The sequence below is a fragment of the Pseudomonas putida NBRC 14164 genome (genome assembly GCF_000412675.1).
Taxonomy (GTDB): domain Bacteria; phylum Pseudomonadota; class Gammaproteobacteria; order Pseudomonadales; family Pseudomonadaceae; genus Aquipseudomonas; species Aquipseudomonas putida.
The window spans coordinates 4,328,073-4,344,704 of the sequence record NC_021505.1 but is presented as its reverse complement, the minus strand read 5'-3'; the positions used below and the strand labels follow the sequence as shown (position 1 = coordinate 4,344,704).

Below are 16,632 nucleotides of genomic sequence, written 5' to 3'. Positions count from 1 at the left end.
TACGAGGGATCGCGTGAACTCATTTGGCCATGACTGACCTGAACAGCTCCGAAGCCAACCACCCCTCCAGCCAGCTCCGCACCCGCGGATAAGCCGCCTCGGCGAACCACTGCGGTTCGACCCCGGCAAACTGGCGCATCAGGGGCAGCAACGCGGCATCGGCAATGCTCGGGTGGTCGGCCAGCAGGTAGGGCCGGCCGGCCAGCAGGCCTTCGAGCTCCGCCAGCCAGGTTTCAGCCTGCTGGCGGTAATGCTCGCGGGAGTGCTCCGGGTAGCGTTCGGCATACTTGTACAGGTTCACCTGCGCCTTGAATGTGCTGTCATTGCGAGCAATCAGGGCTTCAGCTTGCTGCGCGGCCACAGGGTCAGCCTGTAGCTGCCAGCCCTGCGGGTCGTTTTGCGTCAACGCCCAGCGCATGATGTCCAGGCTTTCTTCCAGTACCCCGGCACCGGTATCCAGCACCGGCACCGTGCCCTTGGGCGACAAGGCCAGCAGTGCTGCCGGCTTGTTCTTCATCGCCACCTCACAGATTTCCACCTCGCACCCGGCATAACGCAAGGCCAGGCGCGCGCGCATGGCCCAGGGGCAGCGGCGGAACGAGTAGAGGATCACCCGCACACCTCCACGTCACTCAGGCCATTGCCTTGGCGACGCACCTGGATCTGCACCGGGATGCGCTCGTGCATTTCCTGCACGTGGGAAATCACCGCCACTTTTCGGCCCTGAGCCTGCAAGCCGTCGAGGGCGTCCATGGCCAGTTGCAGCGACTCGGGGTCGAGGCTGCCGAAGCCTTCGTCGATGAACAGCGATTCGATGCGCAGGGTGCTGGAGGCCATCGAGGCCAGGCCCAGGGCCAGGGCCAGCGAGACCAGGAAGGTTTCCCCGCCCGACAGCGAGTGCACTGAGCGCAGTTCGTCCCCCATCTCGGTGTCCAGCACCAGCAGGCCGAGGGCGCTGCCGCCGCGCTTGAGGCGGTAGCGGCGGGCCAGCTGGCGCAGCTGGGTATTGGCGTGGTGCAGCAGCAGGTCGAGGTTGTAACCCTGGGCAATCTTGCGGAACACATCGCCCGAGGCCGAACCGATCAGGGCGTTCAAGCGGGCCCAGCGTTGCCATTGCTGATGGGCCTGTTCGATTTCTGCCGCCAACGCCTGGTGTGCCTGCTGGCGACGCTGGTCGTCGGCCTGCTGTGCGCGCAGTTCGGCGCATTGCTGCTCGTGGCCGGCCAGGCGCTCGCGCAGCTCGGTCAGGGCTTGTTCCAGGGCTTCGGCCGAGGTGTCCACGGTCATTTGTGCGGCGTGTTGTTGCAGGCGTTGTTCACGTTCCTGCAGCAATACGCGACCTTGTTCGATGGCTTTCTCGGCGTTTTGCAGGTGCTGGCGCAGTTCACTGACTTGCGCATCGTCCATGGCCAGCAGGCGATCCAGGCCTGCGTCATCCAGTTCCGGATGCTCGCTGCGCCACTGGGCGATCTGCCCTTGTAACTGCTGGCACTCGGCGTCCAGCGCCTGTTGCTGCTGGGCGTTGGCCTTGAGCTCACTGGCCAGTTGCACACCCTGGGTGCGCAGGTCCTGCAGGCGTTGTGCGGTGTCGGCGTCGAGGGCGCGGGCATGTTCCAGCGCGCAGTCCATGTGTTGTTGCCAGGCTTCGGCGCTGGCATGTTCGCCGAGCAGTTCGCCGAGCGAGGCCAGGGCTTGCTGGCGTTGCGCGTCGAGGGCGGCCAGATTCTGCTGCAATTGCTGCTGGCCTTGCACACGCGCTTGTTGCTGGTCGCGCAGCTTGTCCAACTGGGCCTGGCGGGCTTGTTGTTCTTCCTGTTCGTCCTTGCGTTGCTCCAGTTGTTGCAAGCGCTGGGCAATCTGCTGGTCCAGGGCGAGGAAAGCATTGGCCGGGTCGTCGTTAAGGGCCTTGACGGCTTCCTCAGGCAGCACGCCGGTCAGGTCGTTCAGGCTTTGCTGCAGTTGCTGTTCGTCGGTGGCCAGGGCCTGGTGCTGGTGCTCCAGGTGGCGCTGGGCCTGCTGTTGTGCTTCATGGGCGGCCTGCAACTGCTGGTTGAGGCGGGATGCATCTTTTTGCAGGGCGAGCAGGGCGCTCTGGCGCTTTTGGTCCTGACTGATTTCTTCTTCAAGACGCCGCAGCTGGCTGTCGAGCCAGGTGCTGCGGGCCTTGTCGTCCTGCGGGGCGAGGGCAGGCCACAGGCTGTGCGCCTGTACCTCGGCCACCAACGGTTGCAGTTGTTCGCCCAGTTGCTGCTGTTGTTGCTGGTAGTCCTTGAGCTGAGCGTTGATCACGCCCAGCTGGGTACGCAGCTCTACCAGCTTGCTGCCGAGGGCTTCGACCTGCTGCTGCGCGGCGTCTACTTCGGCCTGATCGTGGCGACCCAGGCTTTGCAGCAGCGCTTCGGGTTGATGGAACGGGTGCTCGGCGCTGCCGCACACGGGGCACGGTTCGCCATCGCGCAGCTGGCCGCGCAGTTCTTCGACGCTGGTATTGCGCGCCAGGCGCTGGCGTTCCAGCAGCTGGCGGGTGAGGTTCAGCGCTTGCTCGGCGGCTTCCAGCTCGGCCTTGGCGGCGGTGCCTTCGGTAATCAGTTGCTGGCGTTGCTGCATGGCCTGCTGCTGCCGTTCGCGCACGGCATGCAGCTGCTGGCGTAGCTCTTGTTCACGGCCATGCAGGCGCGACAGTTCTTCGACGGCGCGCTGCTGCTTGCGGTTGTCCTGCAGCATGCCACCGAGCAGGTCGATTTGCTCGGCAAGGGCCTGCGGTTCGGCCTTGGCTTCGCGGAACAGCAGGTCGTAGGCGTCGCGCTCGGCCTGCAAGTGTGCATTGGCCTGGCTGGCCTGGGCCTGAAGGCCGGGCAGTTCTTCACGGCCTTTGGCCAGGCGCCCACCGGTCAGCATTACCTGCTTCAGCTGTGGCAGGTAGGCGTGCCAGGCATTTGCCAGGCCTGCCAGGTGCTGGCTGTCGGCCAGCGCGGTGTCGATCTGGGCCAGTTGCTGCAGGCTGCGCTGCTGGTTGTCTTCAAGCTGCTGCAACTGCTGCTGGCCGTCGGCGACCTGCTGTTCAGCCTGTTGGCTGGTGCTGCGCTGCGCGGCCAGTTCCTGGTCCAGGCGCGCCAGGTTGTCCTGGGCGGCAAAGGCCTGGCGCAGGCGCGGTGCGTTTTCGCCATGCTGGGCCTGGCTGTCGGCAAGCGCCTGGCGTGCGGCGGCCAGCGCCTGTTCGAGCTCAAGGGTGCGCACCTGCAGCTCGGCTTGCTGCTGCTGTTGCTCAGCGATTTTCGCGGCCACGGGTGCCAGTTGCGCAGTCAGCGCCTGCTGGCGGTGGAACTGGTGGCGCTGGGGGGCCAGGCGCTCCAGGCGAACGAGGGCCAGACGGGGTTCGGCCAGTTGCTGCCAGCTTTGTTCGGCGGCCTGTAGCGCGGTGCCGGCTTCGGCATGTTGGGCTTGCAGCTGGCGTTGTTCATTCAGCCAGTTGCGTTGCTGTTCCAGTTGGCGCTCGCCAGCCTGGTCGGCCTTGAACTGCTGCTGCGCCTGCTCCAGGCGCTGGTCAAGGTCGGTGCGGGCTTCGGCGGCCATCGGTAGCAGGTGGCTGGCGCGCTCCTTGAGGGCGTTGTGGGCCTCGCCGGCTTCACGGGCCTTGCTGAAGGCACGCTGGCCAAGGCGGGTGTAGATGGCGGTATTGGTGAGTTTTTCCAGCAGCTCGCTGCGCTCTTTGTCGTCCGCCTTGAGGAAAGCGCCGAACTCGCTCTGGGCCAGCATTACCGCACGGGTGAACTGCTCGAAGTTCAGGCCAAGGCGGGCCTCGACCAGTTGCTTGTATTCGTTCTTGCCACTGCCCAGCACCTGTTCGCTGTCCAGGTCGTAGAAGCTCTGGCGGCTGTGTTGCAGCTTGCCGTTGGCCTTGTCGCGGGCGCGGTTGGCTTCCCAGCGGGCGCGGTAGCGGCGGCCGTCGATGCCGACGAAGTCGACCTCGGCAAAGCCACTGCCGGTGCCACGGCGCAGCAGGTTACGCGGGTCGTAGGTGGGGATTTCGCCGTCGGCGTCGGGCACCTTGGCCTCGCGGCCGATGTCGTTCAGGCGTGGCACTGTGCCAAACAACGCCAGGCACAGGGCGTCGAGCAGGGTGCTTTTGCCGGCCCCCGTTGGCCCGGTGATGGCGAACAGGCCAGCGCTGGCCAAGGGTTCTGCGGTGAAGTCGATTTCGACCGGGCCGGCCAGCGATGCCAGGTTCTTCAGGCGAATGGCGAGAATCTTCATGGCTGCTCCTCTTCCTGCTGCACGTCCTGCAACAGCAGGGCAAAGTCGGCCAGCGCCTGCTCATCTGCGGGGTTGCCGTAAGCCTGCTCCCAGGCGCGGCTGAACAGGTCTTGCGGGGTCATCTGGGAAAGCTCGACAAAGGCCAGGTCATCGTCTTCGGCGTTATTGCGGCCGGCGTATTCGGCGCTGATGCGGATCAGCCGCACAGCCTTGCCTTCCAGTGCAGTTTCAATCTGCTGGCGCAGGTCGGGTTGCGGCTCGTCCAGTATCACCCGCACCTCCAGCCAGGGCTGGCGGTTGGGGTCTTCGAGCAGGTCGATCACGGGCAGGTCGGCCAGCTGTTGCAGCAGTTCGCCCAAGGGTGCCGGGCCAACCCGTTGCAGGGCCACCGCGCGCGGTACCGGGCGCGGTTCGACGCTGACCAGTTCGGTGCCGTCCAGCTCCACTTCCAGCACCTGGTGCGGGTAGTTGATTTCGGCGAACGACAGCGGGATCGGCGAGCCGCTGTAGCGGATGCGTTCTTCGCGGTTGACCTTCTGCGGTTTGTGCAGGTGGCCCAGGGCGACATAGCTGATGGCCTTGTCGAACAGCTTGGCCGGCAGTGCCTCGGCGTTGCCGATGATCAGGCTGCGCTCCGAGTCTTCCGACACCGAGCCACCGGCCATGTGCGCATGGCTGATGGCGATCAGCGCCTGGTCTTTCTTGCGCTTGGCTTGCGCGGCGGTGATCAGTTGCTGGTGGACCTGGGTGATGCCTTGCAGGTAGTCGTCGCCCAGGCTCGGGCCGGTGACCTCGGCCGGGCGCAGGAAGGGCAGGGCCAGGCACCATGCGGCGACCTTGCCGCGGCCGTTGGTCAGTGGGATCAACAGGCGCTCGGCATCCAGCTGGCCTTCGTCCAGCCAGTGCACACGGCCCAGGGCATGGGTGCGCAGGCGCCGCATCAATGCGGCGGGCAGCTCGATGCGCGAGCCGGAGTCGTGGTTGCCGGCGATCATCACGATATCCAGCTTGGGCTGTTGCTCATGGGCCTGGACGATGAAGTCGTAGAGGCGCTCCTGGGCTTTGACCGGCGGGTTGACCGTGTCGAAGATGTCGCCGGCAATCAGCAGCGCATCGGGCTGGCGCAGGCGCAGCTGGCCGAGCAGCCACTCGAGGAAGCAGGCGTGTTCGAAGTCGCGTTCCTGGCCGTGCAGGCTTTGGCCCAGGTGCCAGTCGGAGGTATGAAACAGACGCATGGATGACCTGTTGGTGTCGAGTCGGACAAGCGGGGAAAGGGCGGTATGGTAACCCAAGGTTGGGGCTGAGAGGTGCCTGCCTGGAGATGTTTGGCGGCTGTGAGATCGAGCGCCGCCCGCGCGGCGCTCGATCTCACAGGCGCTGAAAACCTTGTGGCGAACACCCTGGTGGCCTACTTGGGATAGAGCGGCGGCAAGCTGCCGCTGTCACTCGTCGGCAGCAACACCTGCTCAGCCGGCGGAATGGTGCCAATCGCCCGCCACAAATCCTCACCCTGCCAATACTGCCCTGTTTCGCTGTACAGCGCCCCGTTCAGCCCATCCAGCGCATCCGACAACGGCACGAAACGCGCGGCCATCTCGGCCAGGGTTTCCGGCTGTTGCCGGGCCCATGCATCCAGCGCCTGGCGTGTGGCCTGTGGGTCGTTGGCCTGGCATGCACGCTTGAGGTCGTCCAGCAATGTGCGCGGGCTTGGCCCGTTTTGCGCCGCGCGCAGCACCGCTGGCCGCGAGCGGGCACGCCACCACAGGGCGAAGCCCAGCACGGTGGTCAGGGCGAACAGCAGTGTGGCCAGTTGCCAAGGCCACAGCAGGGTGCTGGCGCTGCTGTTGTCGCCCACCGGGGTGTCTGCGCTCAGCGCCGGGTTGTCTTGCACGTTCAATGTGCGCGCTGGCAGGCTGCTGTGTTCCAGATGGTCTTCGCGGGTGTTCCACCATGCCACTTCCAGTGCCGGCAAGGTCAGCGCACCTGCGTGGGTCGGCACCAGGGCTTCGCGCTCTTCGCGGTTGGCGGTCATGCCGCGCTCGCTGATTTCGTTGCGCAGCAGCGGCTGGTCGGGGTAGCGGCGCAGGCCGATGATTTCTGTGGCGGGCAGCGGCGGCAGTTGGGTGCTGGACAAGCCCTCGGCACGCAAGGTGATGTTGCGCGTCAGCGAGTCGCCAATCTGCACTTGCTGGCTGCCCGGGTCGGGGTTCCAGTGCTCTTCCAGGGTCAGGCTGCGGGCTGGCAGCCACGGTACGCCAGCGGGCCAGGCCGCGGGAATCGGCCGCACGTTCAGGCGCAAGGGCAGCGAACTGACCTGCACCTGGCGGCCGGCGCGGGCCGTGCCATTGGCCTGTGAGGCTTCGTCGTTGCTGGCGGCAGCAGTGGCGGTAAAGGTCAGCGGTGGAATGTCGAGGCTGCCGCTTTGCTGGGCGTACACCGCATAGCGGGTTTCGATCACGCCATGACGCACGCCGTTGATTTCCTTTTCATACGTGCGCGATTCGCCCAGTGGTTCGACCTTGGCGTTCTCCAGTTGCAGGGGGCTGAGGTTGCTGTCGTCGTACAGCGCCACCGAATGGTAGATGCGCAGGGTCAGCACGGCCTGGGCCTGGACGTAGACATCGCTGCTGTCCAGGGTCGCTTCGATGAACACTTGCGAGGCGCTGTCCTGGCGATTGGCATCGGCCTGCAGCACTTGCAGTTCGATGGCCTGGCTGTGCGACTGGCCCAGCTGCAGTTCGGGGATACGCAGGCTGCCGCTGCGCCGTGGCAGCAGGGTGATGATCCAGCGGGTGCTTGCGCGGGTTTCGCCGTCGAGGGTGTGCAGGCTGTTCAGCTGGCGCGTGCCACGCACTTCAAAGTCGCCTTCCAGGGCTTGCAGGTCGGGCTTGCCGAACTGGGTGACGTCCTGGCTTTCCAGGGTCAGCTCCAGGCTCTCGCCAGCTTCCAGGCGGGTGCGGTCAACGCTGGCTTGCAGCAGCGGCTCGGCCTGGGCCAGCACGGCCCATAGCAGGGTGAGCAGAAAGACGCCGAAGCGACTCATCGTGGGGTTTCCTGATGCAATTGCTGTTCATACCAGAATTTGCGCCGCAGCAGCTCCGCCGGGTTATCGGGGATCTCCCGCAGCCATTGTTCCAGGGCCTGGCGCTGTTCGGTGTCGAGGTTGGTCGACACCGGGCGCTGTGGCGGCTGGATGACGTCGTCGTCAGCACCCGCCTGGTTGCCGGGCGCGGCCTGGCTGTTATTGCTGCTTTCACCGGGCTGTTCGGCGTTGGCTTGTTCGTCGCTGCCGGGCGTGCCCTGGGCGGGGCTGCTGGCCGAGCTGCTGTTGCCCTCGGTTTCGCTGCCGGGGGTACCTTGGGCATCGCTGTTGGCCGGCTGCTCTTCGGCCTTGGCCTCGCGCTGTTGCAGCATTTGTTGCACCAGCGCCTGGTTGTCCAGCGCGGGCTGCAGGTCTGGCTGGCGCTCCAGGGCTTGCTCGTAGGCGTCCAGGGCGGCTTCCAGTTCACCGCTGCGGGCAAGGGCATTGCCTCGATTGTAGTGGGCGGCGGCGGTATCGCCTTGGGAAAACGCCTCGGCGGCACCGGCATAGTCGCCGGCCTGGTACAGGGCCATGCCGCGCCACTGCGGGTCCTGGAAGTGGCGTGCGGCGCTGGCCGGGCGGTTTTGCTCCAGCAGGCGCTGGCCTTGCTGGTCGGGGCGCAGCCACAGGTCGTTGAACTCGAACGCCTGGCTGGGCTGTGGCAGGACCAGCAGCAGTGGCAGGCAGAACAGCCAGCCGCGTCGGCCGGCACAGGCAGCCAGCAACAGCAACGGGATCAGCAGCCAGTAACCCTGGTCGGCCCAGCTGTCCAGTTGCAGGGTCTGGCCGTCATTGCGCGCGGTGCGGGGGTTGTCGAACAGGCCCAGGCCGCGCAGGTCGAGGTCGTCGATGCGGGCATGCCGGTAGCGCCCGCCAGTGCCGCTGATGAAGCCCTTGAGGCTGGCGCTGTCCAGCCGAGGCAGCAAGATTCCGCCCTGGTCGTCCTTGAGGTATTCGCCGCTGGCCTGGCGCACCGGGGCGCCTTCGCGGCTGCCGATACCCAGCATCAGCAAGCTCGGGCCCTGGCGGCCGAGTGCCTGGCTGATGCCTTGGCGTTCCGGGGCGCTCAGCGACGAGCCGATCAGCAGCAAGCGGCCTTGGCCCAGGCCACTCTGGGCCAGCAGGGCCAGGCCCTTTTGCACGGCCAGGTCGGCGCGCTGGCCGGGTTTTGGCATGATCGACGGGTCGATGGACTCCAGCAGGTTGCGGGTGGTGGCCAGGTCATCGGACAGCGGCACCAGGGTGTGCGCCGAGCCGGCGTACACCACCAGCGCGGTCTGGCTGTCGCGGCGGTGTTCGAGCAGGTCGAGGACCTTGCGCCGGGCCTGTTCCAGGCGGTTGGGCGGGCTGTCTTCGGCGAGCATCTGTGGGGTCAGCTCCAGCAAGATCACCAGCGGGTCGGCCGGGCGTTGGCGGCTTTCTTCCACGCGTTGCCAGCTGGGCCCGAGCAGGGCCAGGACCACCAGCGCCCAGGCCAGGCCCAGTGCTATCCACGGCAGCTTGCTGGTGCTGCCGCTGCCACCGCCCAGCAATACGCCATGGAAGGCGGGCGGCAAGATCATCTGCCAGCGCCCGGCGCGCTTGCGCCTGTGCCACAGCTTGTACAGCAGCCAGCCGAGCAGGGGCACGGCCAGCAACCACAGTGGGCGCAGCCATTGGGGCCACAGATCGATCATCGCCGCCTCCTCAGGCGCAGGCGCTTCAGGCGCTGGCGCCATTCCGGGTGCGGCTGCAGGAACCGCGGCTTGCGCAGCAGCCGTTGTAGCAGGTTGTCGGGCCATTGCACGGCCACCACCAGCAGCACGCTGAGCAGCAGGGCCAGGGCCAGGGGCCAGGCGTAGAGGGCCTGGGCCGTGCGTGCCGGGGTCGGTTGCTGGGCTACCGGCTCCAACTGATCAAGGGCGTCGCCGATGGCGTCCAGCTCGGCGCCGTCATGGGCACGGAAATAGGCACCGTGGGTGATGTCGGCGATTTCCTTGAGTGAGGCTTCATCCAGGTCCAGGCTCGGGTTGAGGCCAAGCAGGCCAGGTGTGCCACTGGCGTCGGGGTTGGCGCCGATGCCGATGGTGTAGATGCGTACCCCTTCCTGGGCGGCCAGGCGAGCAGCGGTCAGCGGGTGGATTTGCCCACCGTTGTTGGCGCCGTCGGTGATCAGCACCAGCACCCGGCTTTGGGCCGGCCGTTGGCGCAGGCGCTTGACCGCCAGGCCAATGGCGTCACCGATGGCAGTATTTTTGCCGGCGATGCCGATCTGCGCTTCGTCAAGGAAGGTGCGCACGGTGCGCCGGTCGAAGGTGAGTGGTGCCTGCAGGTACGCCTGGCTGCCGAACAGGATCAGGCCCACGCGGTCGCCTTCACGGTCTTGCAGAAAGTCGCCCATCAGTGCCTTGACCAGATCGAGCCGGCTGATGTCTTCGTTTTGCCACTGCATGTCGGGGAAGTCCATCGACCCGGACACGTCCACCGCCACCAGCAGGTCGCGGCCACTGGCAGCCACCGGTACCGGTTCGCCCAGCCACTGCGGGCGGGCGGCGGCGCATAGCAGCAACAGCCAGATGACCACGAACGGCGCTTGCTGGCGCCAGGTGGGCAGGTTGAGGCGTGCGCGGCGCCCGGCCAGGCTTTCCAGTTCGTTGAGGAAGCCGACCTTGAGCACCGGCTCGCCGCTGTCGGCGGCTGGCAACAGCAGGCGCGCCAGCCAAGGCAGCGGCAACAGGGCGAAGACCCACGGCCAGGCCAGTTCAAACATGCTTGCGGATCCAGGTTTCGACGGCCTGGCTGAGCCCGACAATGGCCTTGTCGTCGAGCTTGCACTCGGGCTTGTAGGCGCCCTCGACCAGCACCATCCAGCGGGTCAGGCCGGCGGCCGGGCAGCGGTTGTCGAGAAATGCCAGCCATTGGCGGCCGTTGAGGGTGTGGCTGTTGGCACCCGGATAATGGCTGCGGCACAGGCGCTTGAGCAGGGCATTGATCTGTTGCAGCCAAGCGCCGGCCGGGGCGCCGTCGTACGGGCGCGGCAGGCGTGCCAGCTCGGCCAGGGCTTCCACACGCACCGGGTCCAGGGGTTGTTCGGCCCGCACGATGCGGCGTTTGCCCGGGCGCCAGCGGCGCAGCCGCCACAGCCCCCAACCCAGCAATGGCAGCACGGCCAGCAGCAGCCACCAGCCGGGTGCCGGCGGCCATAGGCCGACAGGCGTCGGGTCGATCAGCGGATGCAACTGGTCGAGCGGGTTCATGACGCGCTCCGTGGCCGCTGGGCGTTCAGGTATTCGCGCAACTGCTCGATCATGTCGCTTTGGGTGCTAAGTGGCATCAGCACGACGCGCAGCTTCTGGGCCATCAGCTCCCAGCGCTCGATGCGTGCCTCGGCCTGCTTGCGATAAGCCTGGCGCAGGTTGGCGTCCAGGGTGTCGAGCTCCAGCTGCGCACCGCGCTGGGCGAAACGTAACAGGCCGGCGGCGGGCAGGGCGTGGTCGAGCGGGTCGGATACGGGCAATAGCAGCAGGTCGCAGTGACGCGAGAGCATGGCCAGGTGCTGCTCGCACTGTGCGCTCAACGAACGCTCGTCACATATGACAATGGCCAGGCTGCCCGGGCGCAGTACTTCGCGGGCCCGGCGCAAGGCCAGGCCAAGGCTGTCGGCCTGTGGCACGGCTTCGGTGTGCAGCGACTGGTTGACCTTGGCCAGGCGGTTGAGCAGTTGCAGCAGGCTCTGTTTGCTGCGCCGAGGCTTGATCTCGTGGGGGTCGTTGTCGCCGAATACCAGCCCGCCGATGCGGTCGTTGTGCCCCAGTGCGGCCCAGCCGAACAGGGCCGCGGCCTGGGCCGCCAGTACCGACTTGAACAGCAGGCCCGAACCGAAGAACAGCCGCTGGCTTTGCTCGACAAGGATGAAGATCGGCCGCTCGCGCTCTTCGTGGAACAGCTTGGTGTGCGGTTCCTGGGTGCGTGCAGTGACCCGCCAGTCGATGTTGCGCACATCGTCGCCGGCCTGATACACGCGCACCTGGTCGAAGTCCACTCCGCGTCCACGCAGCTTGGAGTGGTGCAGGCCCACCAGCGGGCTGCGTTGGCCGGGCTTGGAAAACAGCTGGATTTCGCGCACGCGGTGGCGCATGTCGATCAGTTCGGCAAGGCCTATGCGGATGCCGGGTTCGGCCAGCTGCGCGGTGGGCATGGGCTCAGGCAACGGCGACGACGTCGAGGATGCGCTGGACCACGCGGTCCTGGTCAATCCCCGCCGCCTCGGCCTCGAACGAGAGGATGATGCGGTGGCGCAGCACGTCGAACAGCACGGCCTGGATGTCTTCCGGGCTGACGAAGTCGCGCCCGGCCAGCCAGGCGTGGGCACGCGCACAGCGGTCCAGCGAGATGGAACCGCGTGGGCTGGCGCCGTAGGCGATCCAGTCGGCCAGCTCGGTGTCGAACTTGGCCGGGGTGCGGGTGGCCATCACCAGTTGCACCAGGTATTCCTCCACCGCGTCGGCCATGTACAGGCCGAGGATTTCCTTGCGCGCGGCAAAGATGGCCTGCTGGCTGACCCGGCGCTCGGGCTTGGTTTCGCCGCCCAGCGCTTCGCCACGGGCCTGCGCCAGGATACGCCGCTCCACGGCTGCGTCGGGGAAGCCGATTTTTACGTGCATCAGGAAGCGGTCGAGCTGGGCTTCGGGCAGGGGGTAGGTACCTTCCTGCTCGATCGGGTTCTGCGTGGCCATGACCAGGAACAGCGGCGACAGGTCGTAGGTGCTGCGGCCCACACTGACCTGGCGTTCGGCCATGGCTTCGAGCAGTGCCGACTGCACCTTGGCCGGGGCGCGGTTGATTTCGTCGGCCAGTACCAGGTTATGGAATATCGGCCCCTGCTGGAACACGAAGCTGCCGGTTTCCGGGCGGTAGATTTCCGTGCCGGTGATGTCGGCCGGGAGCAGGTCGGGGGTGAACTGGATGCGATGGAACTGCGCCTCGATGCCTTCGGCGAGTTCTTTGATAGCCTTGGTCTTGGCCAGGCCCGGGGCACCTTCGACCAGCATGTGGCCGTCGGCCAGCAGCACGATCAACAGCCGTTCGACCAGTTTCTCCTGGCCTAGGATCTGGGAAGAAAGAAAGGTGCGCAGCGCGGTCAGCGCTTCACGGTGTTCCATCGGCGACGGTTCCTGGTATGGGGCCGCAGGCGGGGCTGGAGGCAGCTGCCCTGGCAAGGGGTGATACTTTAATCCATCCGGGGGGGTGGCGACCAATGGCGGCTTGGAAATTTATCCAGCCCTGGGCCATGCAAGTACAGAAATGTCCTGCAAATGGCTGGCCATAGGCTGATGTTCAGCGTCGGCGCCCTGGCGCCTGCTTGTGTTTTTGACGCAAGCAGGCGCACAACGATGATCTTGAGATTTGGCGTGTTTTTCGATGGCACCGGTAATAATCAGCACAATGTGATGCCCACAGAGTCGAACGGCGGCAAGGGCGCCAGTTATACCAACGCCTTGAGCAATGTGGCCCTGTTGCACGCGCTTTATCCGGCAGAGGGGGCGAGCGGCGACGGTGCAATGGCGTTTCTCAGCCGTTATGTCGAGGGGGTGGGCACCCTGGAGGGCGCTGAGGATCATGCGTATGCCTCGGCCACCGGGCGCGGGCGCACCGGCGTCGAAGCGCGAGTCACCGAGGCATTGGAGGGTATCGCCGGCCAGCTGCGGGATTGGGCGCACGCCCATCCGCTCGCAAGACTCGAGGGGGTCGAGTTCGACCTGTTCGGCTTCAGCCGCGGTGCCGCGGCGGTGCGTCACTTGGCAAATCTGCTGCACGCTGACGGGGGCCGGGTGCTGGCCGTCACTTGCGGCATCACGATCAATTTCATAGGTCTGTTCGACACCGTAGCGGCGATCGTTGCGCCGTTGCAGGGCGATTTCGACCCTGCCGACGACCGCCATGGCGGCTTGCGCCTGGGCCTGGGTGAGGGTATTGCCCGGCACGTGGTGCAATTGGTGGCCGGGGATGAGCAGCGGCACAACTTCCCATTGGTGAGCAGTGGTCACGACATCGTGTTGCCGGGTGTGCATTCGAATATTGGTGGTGGTTACCCGAACAGTACGCAAGAGCAGGTACTGCTGTGCAAACCGCAGTCACAGCGTGTGCCGCTGCGCATCCGCGCTGAACAGACCCGCGTGTACAGCACAGTCAGCGCCTTGGTGGCGTCGGCGTTTGGCGGCCTTGGCGCGCGGGTGATTACCTGGGAAGAACCGATTGCCGGTGGGCGGCCTTATGAGGCGCAAAAGCAGGTGTATGCGGCGGTGTACCGGGAGCGGGAGGTGGCGGGTCAGCTTTCACGGGTTTACCTGAGTGTCATGCGCGCGCTGGCGGTGCGTGCGGGGGTGCCGTTTGGGCCGTTGGGCGGGCAGGCTGAGCATGGGTTGCCGTTTGAATTGCTGGAGATCAGCCGCAAGTTGCATGCGTTTGCCCTGGGTGAATGTGAGCAGCCGCGGTTGACCGAGAAGGAGCAGCGGTTGTTGCGTGACAGGTATGTGCACGCCTCGGCGAACTGGAATGCGCTGAAGGGGTTGCGTAACAGTGTGCTGGATGTGCTGTTCATCAATCGGCCAGCGGCAGGCGGTCGAGTGGTGCATCCGAACCCGGTAGCTTTATCAACCTGAACCGGCCTCATCGCCGGCAAGCCGGCTCCCACACGGATCGCGCCGCACTCAAGAAGTGTGGAGTCCTGTGGGAGCTTGCCGGCGAAAGGGCTGCAAGGCAGCCCTAGGGTCTAAGCCAGCTGGCGACGCTTACTGGCTAAATACGCCTCCTGCGCCAGGGTCAGCAGCACGGTCAGCAGCATGAACACCACCGAAGCGATGAAGATGCCCTCAGGCAGGCGCTGGTCGAGCATCCAGCCGAACGCAACCGGCCCGATGGCGCCGCCGATATTGAAGCCGGTCGAGACCAGCCCGAAGGTTTTGCCCTCGGCACCACGTGGTGCTGCTGCCTTGACCAGCATGTCCCGCGATGGTGCGATGACCCCGGTCAGCAAGCCGATGGCCCCGAGCACCACCACCAATGCCCAGCCTTGCACCAGCCCCAGCGCCACCAGCGTCGTCAGCGCCGCCGCCAGGGCAAAGGCCATGGCGGCCACCAGGCCATGGCGGCGGGTGCGGTCAGCCAAGGCCCCGCCGCACAAGACGCCCACTGCACTGCACAGCAGAAAGGCCGTGAGCGCCGTATTCGCCCAGGCCAGGGTCAGGCCTTGGCCCTGGACCAGGGCGGCTACGGAGAACTTCTCGATGGCACTGGTACTCAGGTTCAGCAGGACGAACAGCACCGTCAACACGCCGATCATCGGCGTGAGCAAGCGCACGCGGCCCGGCGCAGCGGCAGCCCCGGCGCCACTTGTGCGGCCATGCCCGGGTACCTGATAGACACCGCTGCCTGGCACCGAGATCAGCAGCAGAGCGGCAACACCCATCACTGCACCCGCTGCCAAGGCTGCCTGTGTACCGAACGCGGCGGCAATGCCGAGAAACACCGCTGGCGTTACCGCCGAACCGAGGAAACCGGCGAACGTATGGATCGAAAACGAGCGCCCCAGGCGGCCTTGCTCGATGCCGTTGGCCAGCAACGCGTAATCGGCAGGGTGGTACACGCCATTGGCGAGGCCCGCCATGGCCATCGTTACCAGCAACACCGCATAGCCGGGGCTGACCGCCAGCAGCAGGAAACTGAGGCTGCCCAGCAACAACCCTGCCTTGAGCACCTTGCGCGCACCGTAGTGGTCGACGGCATAGCCCAGCGGTGCCTGCACCAGGGCAGAGACGATGTTGAACACCGCCAGGGCTACGCCAAGCTCGACGAACCCCACGCCCAGCAGGCCAGGGAGTACGGGTAGCAATGCCGGGATCAGCATGATGTGCACATGGCTGACGAAGTGCACGGCAGCAATTTGTGTAAGTAGCTTGGGGCCAGCGTGGGGCATGCGATACCTGTCGAACGGCGTGGGCACATGGCGCAGGGTAGGGGGGGTGGCAAGCTTTTACCGGGGTGAACGGTTGACGCGAGGCAGGCGCCCGTTCAGCACGGCATAGGCCAGCAGGCCAATGACCAGCCCCCAGAAGGCTCCGCCAATGCCGAACAGGCTGATGTTGGCCGCCGCCGCCAGGAAGGTGATCAGTGCGGCTTCGCGCGAGCGGGCATCGGCCATTGCACTGGCCAGGCTGCCTCCGATGGTGCCCAGCAGGGCGAGGCCGGCCAGGGTGGTGATGAAGGTACCCGGCAGGGCCATGAATACACTCGCCAAGGTGACCCCGAACACCCCCACGAGGATGTAGCAGGCACCGGCAGCAATCCCCGCAACCCAACGCTTGCCCGGGTCCTCATGGGCTTCCTTGCCGGTGCAGATGGCCGCGGTGATGGCGGCGATGTTGAAAGCGTGTGAACCGAATGGCGCCATCAGCAACGAGCCCAGGCCGGTGACCGCGACAATCGGGTTGGCGCTGGTCTTGAAGCCGTCGTTGCGCAGCACCAGCATGCCGGGCATGTACTGGCCGGTGAGGGTGATCAGGAACAATGGCAGGGCCACGCTGAGGGCAGCGTTGAGGGAGAAGGTAGGCGCCGTGAACACCGGTGCGGCGAACTCCAGGCGCAGCGTCGCCAGGCCTGCTTGCCCCTGCAGCAGCAGGTAGCCCAGCCCCAGTATCAGAATGCCCACCACGGCGTAGCGGGCGGTGAAGCGTTTGAAGGCCACGTAGGCCACAATCAGCAGCCCTGCCAGGGCCGGGTCAACCGACAGGCCGGCAAAGGCGCCGATGCCGAACTGCAGCAGGATACCCGCCAGCAGTCCTGCCGCAACGCCTCCGGGGATGACCCGCACCAGGCGCTCGAAGCACCCGGTCAGCCCTAGCACCACGAAGCCGGCGGCCGACAACAAGTAGGCACCGATGGCTTCGCTGTAAGGCACGGTGGCCAGGGCCGTGACCAAAAATGCGGCTGCCGGCGTGGACCAGGCGGTGATCACCGGTTCGCGGCTGTACCAGGACAGCAGCAGGCCGCTGAGGCCGACACCGATCGACACGGCCCAGACCCAGGATGAAGTCAGTTCCGGGCTCAGCCCGGCAACCTTGGCGGCCTGGAACACCAGGATGAAGGTGCCGCCATAGTTGACGATGACTGAAACGAGCCCCGCCACCACGGGGTGGAGGATGTCTGTCAGCCGCAATGGCGTTGAAGGTGTGTGTGCAGGCGCGTCCATGGTTGCCTCTGGTCAAAAGTCAGGTACAGGCACAGCACCAGGCTGTTCCTGCAAAAAAACGCTGCCCGGC

Annotated in this window: 12 protein-coding genes; 1 reads left to right on the top strand and 11 read right to left on the bottom strand. The window is 66.1% G+C overall.

The window, feature by feature from the left end; all coding sequences use genetic code 11:
* Window positions 1–19: 19 nt before the first annotated feature.
* From PP4_RS19160 to PP4_RS19120, 9 genes are all read right to left on the bottom strand, one after another.
* Window positions 20–613, bottom strand: coding sequence for a glutathione S-transferase (locus PP4_RS19160; protein WP_016500838.1), 594 nt, complete (start codon window positions 611–613; stop codon window positions 20–22).
* Window positions 610–4,254: an AAA family ATPase gene (locus PP4_RS19155; RefSeq protein WP_016500837.1), complete on the bottom strand. Its 3,645-nt coding sequence runs from the start codon at window positions 4,252–4,254 to the stop codon at window positions 610–612. The genes PP4_RS19160 and PP4_RS19155 overlap by 4 nt, the downstream gene beginning before the upstream one ends.
* Window positions 4,251–5,489: an exonuclease SbcCD subunit D C-terminal domain-containing protein gene (locus tag PP4_RS19150; RefSeq protein ID WP_016500836.1), complete on the bottom strand. Its 1,239-nt coding sequence runs from the start codon at window positions 5,487–5,489 to the stop codon at window positions 4,251–4,253. The genes PP4_RS19155 and PP4_RS19150 overlap by 4 nt, the downstream gene beginning before the upstream one ends.
* A 173-nt stretch (window positions 5,490–5,662) precedes the next feature.
* Entirely contained in the window at window positions 5,663–7,297 is a 1,635-nt protein-coding gene (locus PP4_RS19145) for a BatD family protein (protein ID WP_016500835.1), read from the bottom strand.
* Window positions 7,294–9,012, bottom strand: a complete 1,719-nt coding sequence (locus PP4_RS19140; RefSeq protein WP_016500834.1) for a vWA domain-containing protein — start codon at window positions 9,010–9,012, stop codon at window positions 7,294–7,296. Before PP4_RS19140 ends, PP4_RS19145 begins: the two co-directional genes overlap by 4 nt.
* The gene (locus tag PP4_RS19135; RefSeq protein WP_016500833.1) at window positions 9,009–10,085 is read right to left on the bottom strand and encodes a vWA domain-containing protein; all 1,077 of its coding nucleotides are present in this window, start codon (window positions 10,083–10,085) and stop codon (window positions 9,009–9,011) included. Before PP4_RS19135 ends, PP4_RS19140 begins: the two co-directional genes overlap by 4 nt.
* Window positions 10,078–10,572: a DUF4381 domain-containing protein gene (locus PP4_RS19130; protein ID WP_016500832.1), complete on the bottom strand. Its 495-nt coding sequence runs from the start codon at window positions 10,570–10,572 to the stop codon at window positions 10,078–10,080. Before PP4_RS19130 ends, PP4_RS19135 begins: the two co-directional genes overlap by 8 nt.
* Entirely contained in the window at window positions 10,569–11,513 is a 945-nt protein-coding gene (locus tag PP4_RS19125; protein ID WP_016500831.1) for a DUF58 domain-containing protein, read from the bottom strand. The genes PP4_RS19130 and PP4_RS19125 overlap by 4 nt, the downstream gene beginning before the upstream one ends.
* A gap of 4 nt (window positions 11,514–11,517) precedes the next feature.
* Window positions 11,518–12,477 carry an AAA family ATPase gene (locus PP4_RS19120; protein ID WP_016500830.1) on the bottom strand — a complete coding sequence of 320 codons (960 nt, stop codon included), beginning with the start codon at window positions 12,475–12,477 and terminating at the stop codon, window positions 11,518–11,520.
* Between the two features lie 231 nt (window positions 12,478–12,708).
* Here PP4_RS19120 and PP4_RS19115 point away from each other — a divergent pair, with 231 nt between their 5' ends.
* Entirely contained in the window at window positions 12,709–13,977 is a 1,269-nt protein-coding gene (locus tag PP4_RS19115) for a T6SS phospholipase effector Tle1-like catalytic domain-containing protein (RefSeq protein WP_016500829.1), read from the top strand.
* Between the two features lie 110 nt (window positions 13,978–14,087).
* On the opposite strand, the gene PP4_RS19110 is transcribed toward PP4_RS19115, so the two are convergent.
* Together PP4_RS19110 and PP4_RS19105 are read right to left on the bottom strand one after the other, a co-directional pair.
* Window positions 14,088–15,290, bottom strand: a complete 1,203-nt coding sequence (locus PP4_RS19110) for an MFS transporter (RefSeq protein ID WP_016500828.1) — start codon at window positions 15,288–15,290, stop codon at window positions 14,088–14,090.
* Between the two features lie 57 nt (window positions 15,291–15,347).
* Entirely contained in the window at window positions 15,348–16,562 is a 1,215-nt protein-coding gene (locus PP4_RS19105) for a benzoate/H(+) symporter BenE family transporter (protein ID WP_016500827.1), read from the bottom strand.
* Window positions 16,563–16,632 lie beyond the last annotated feature (70 nt).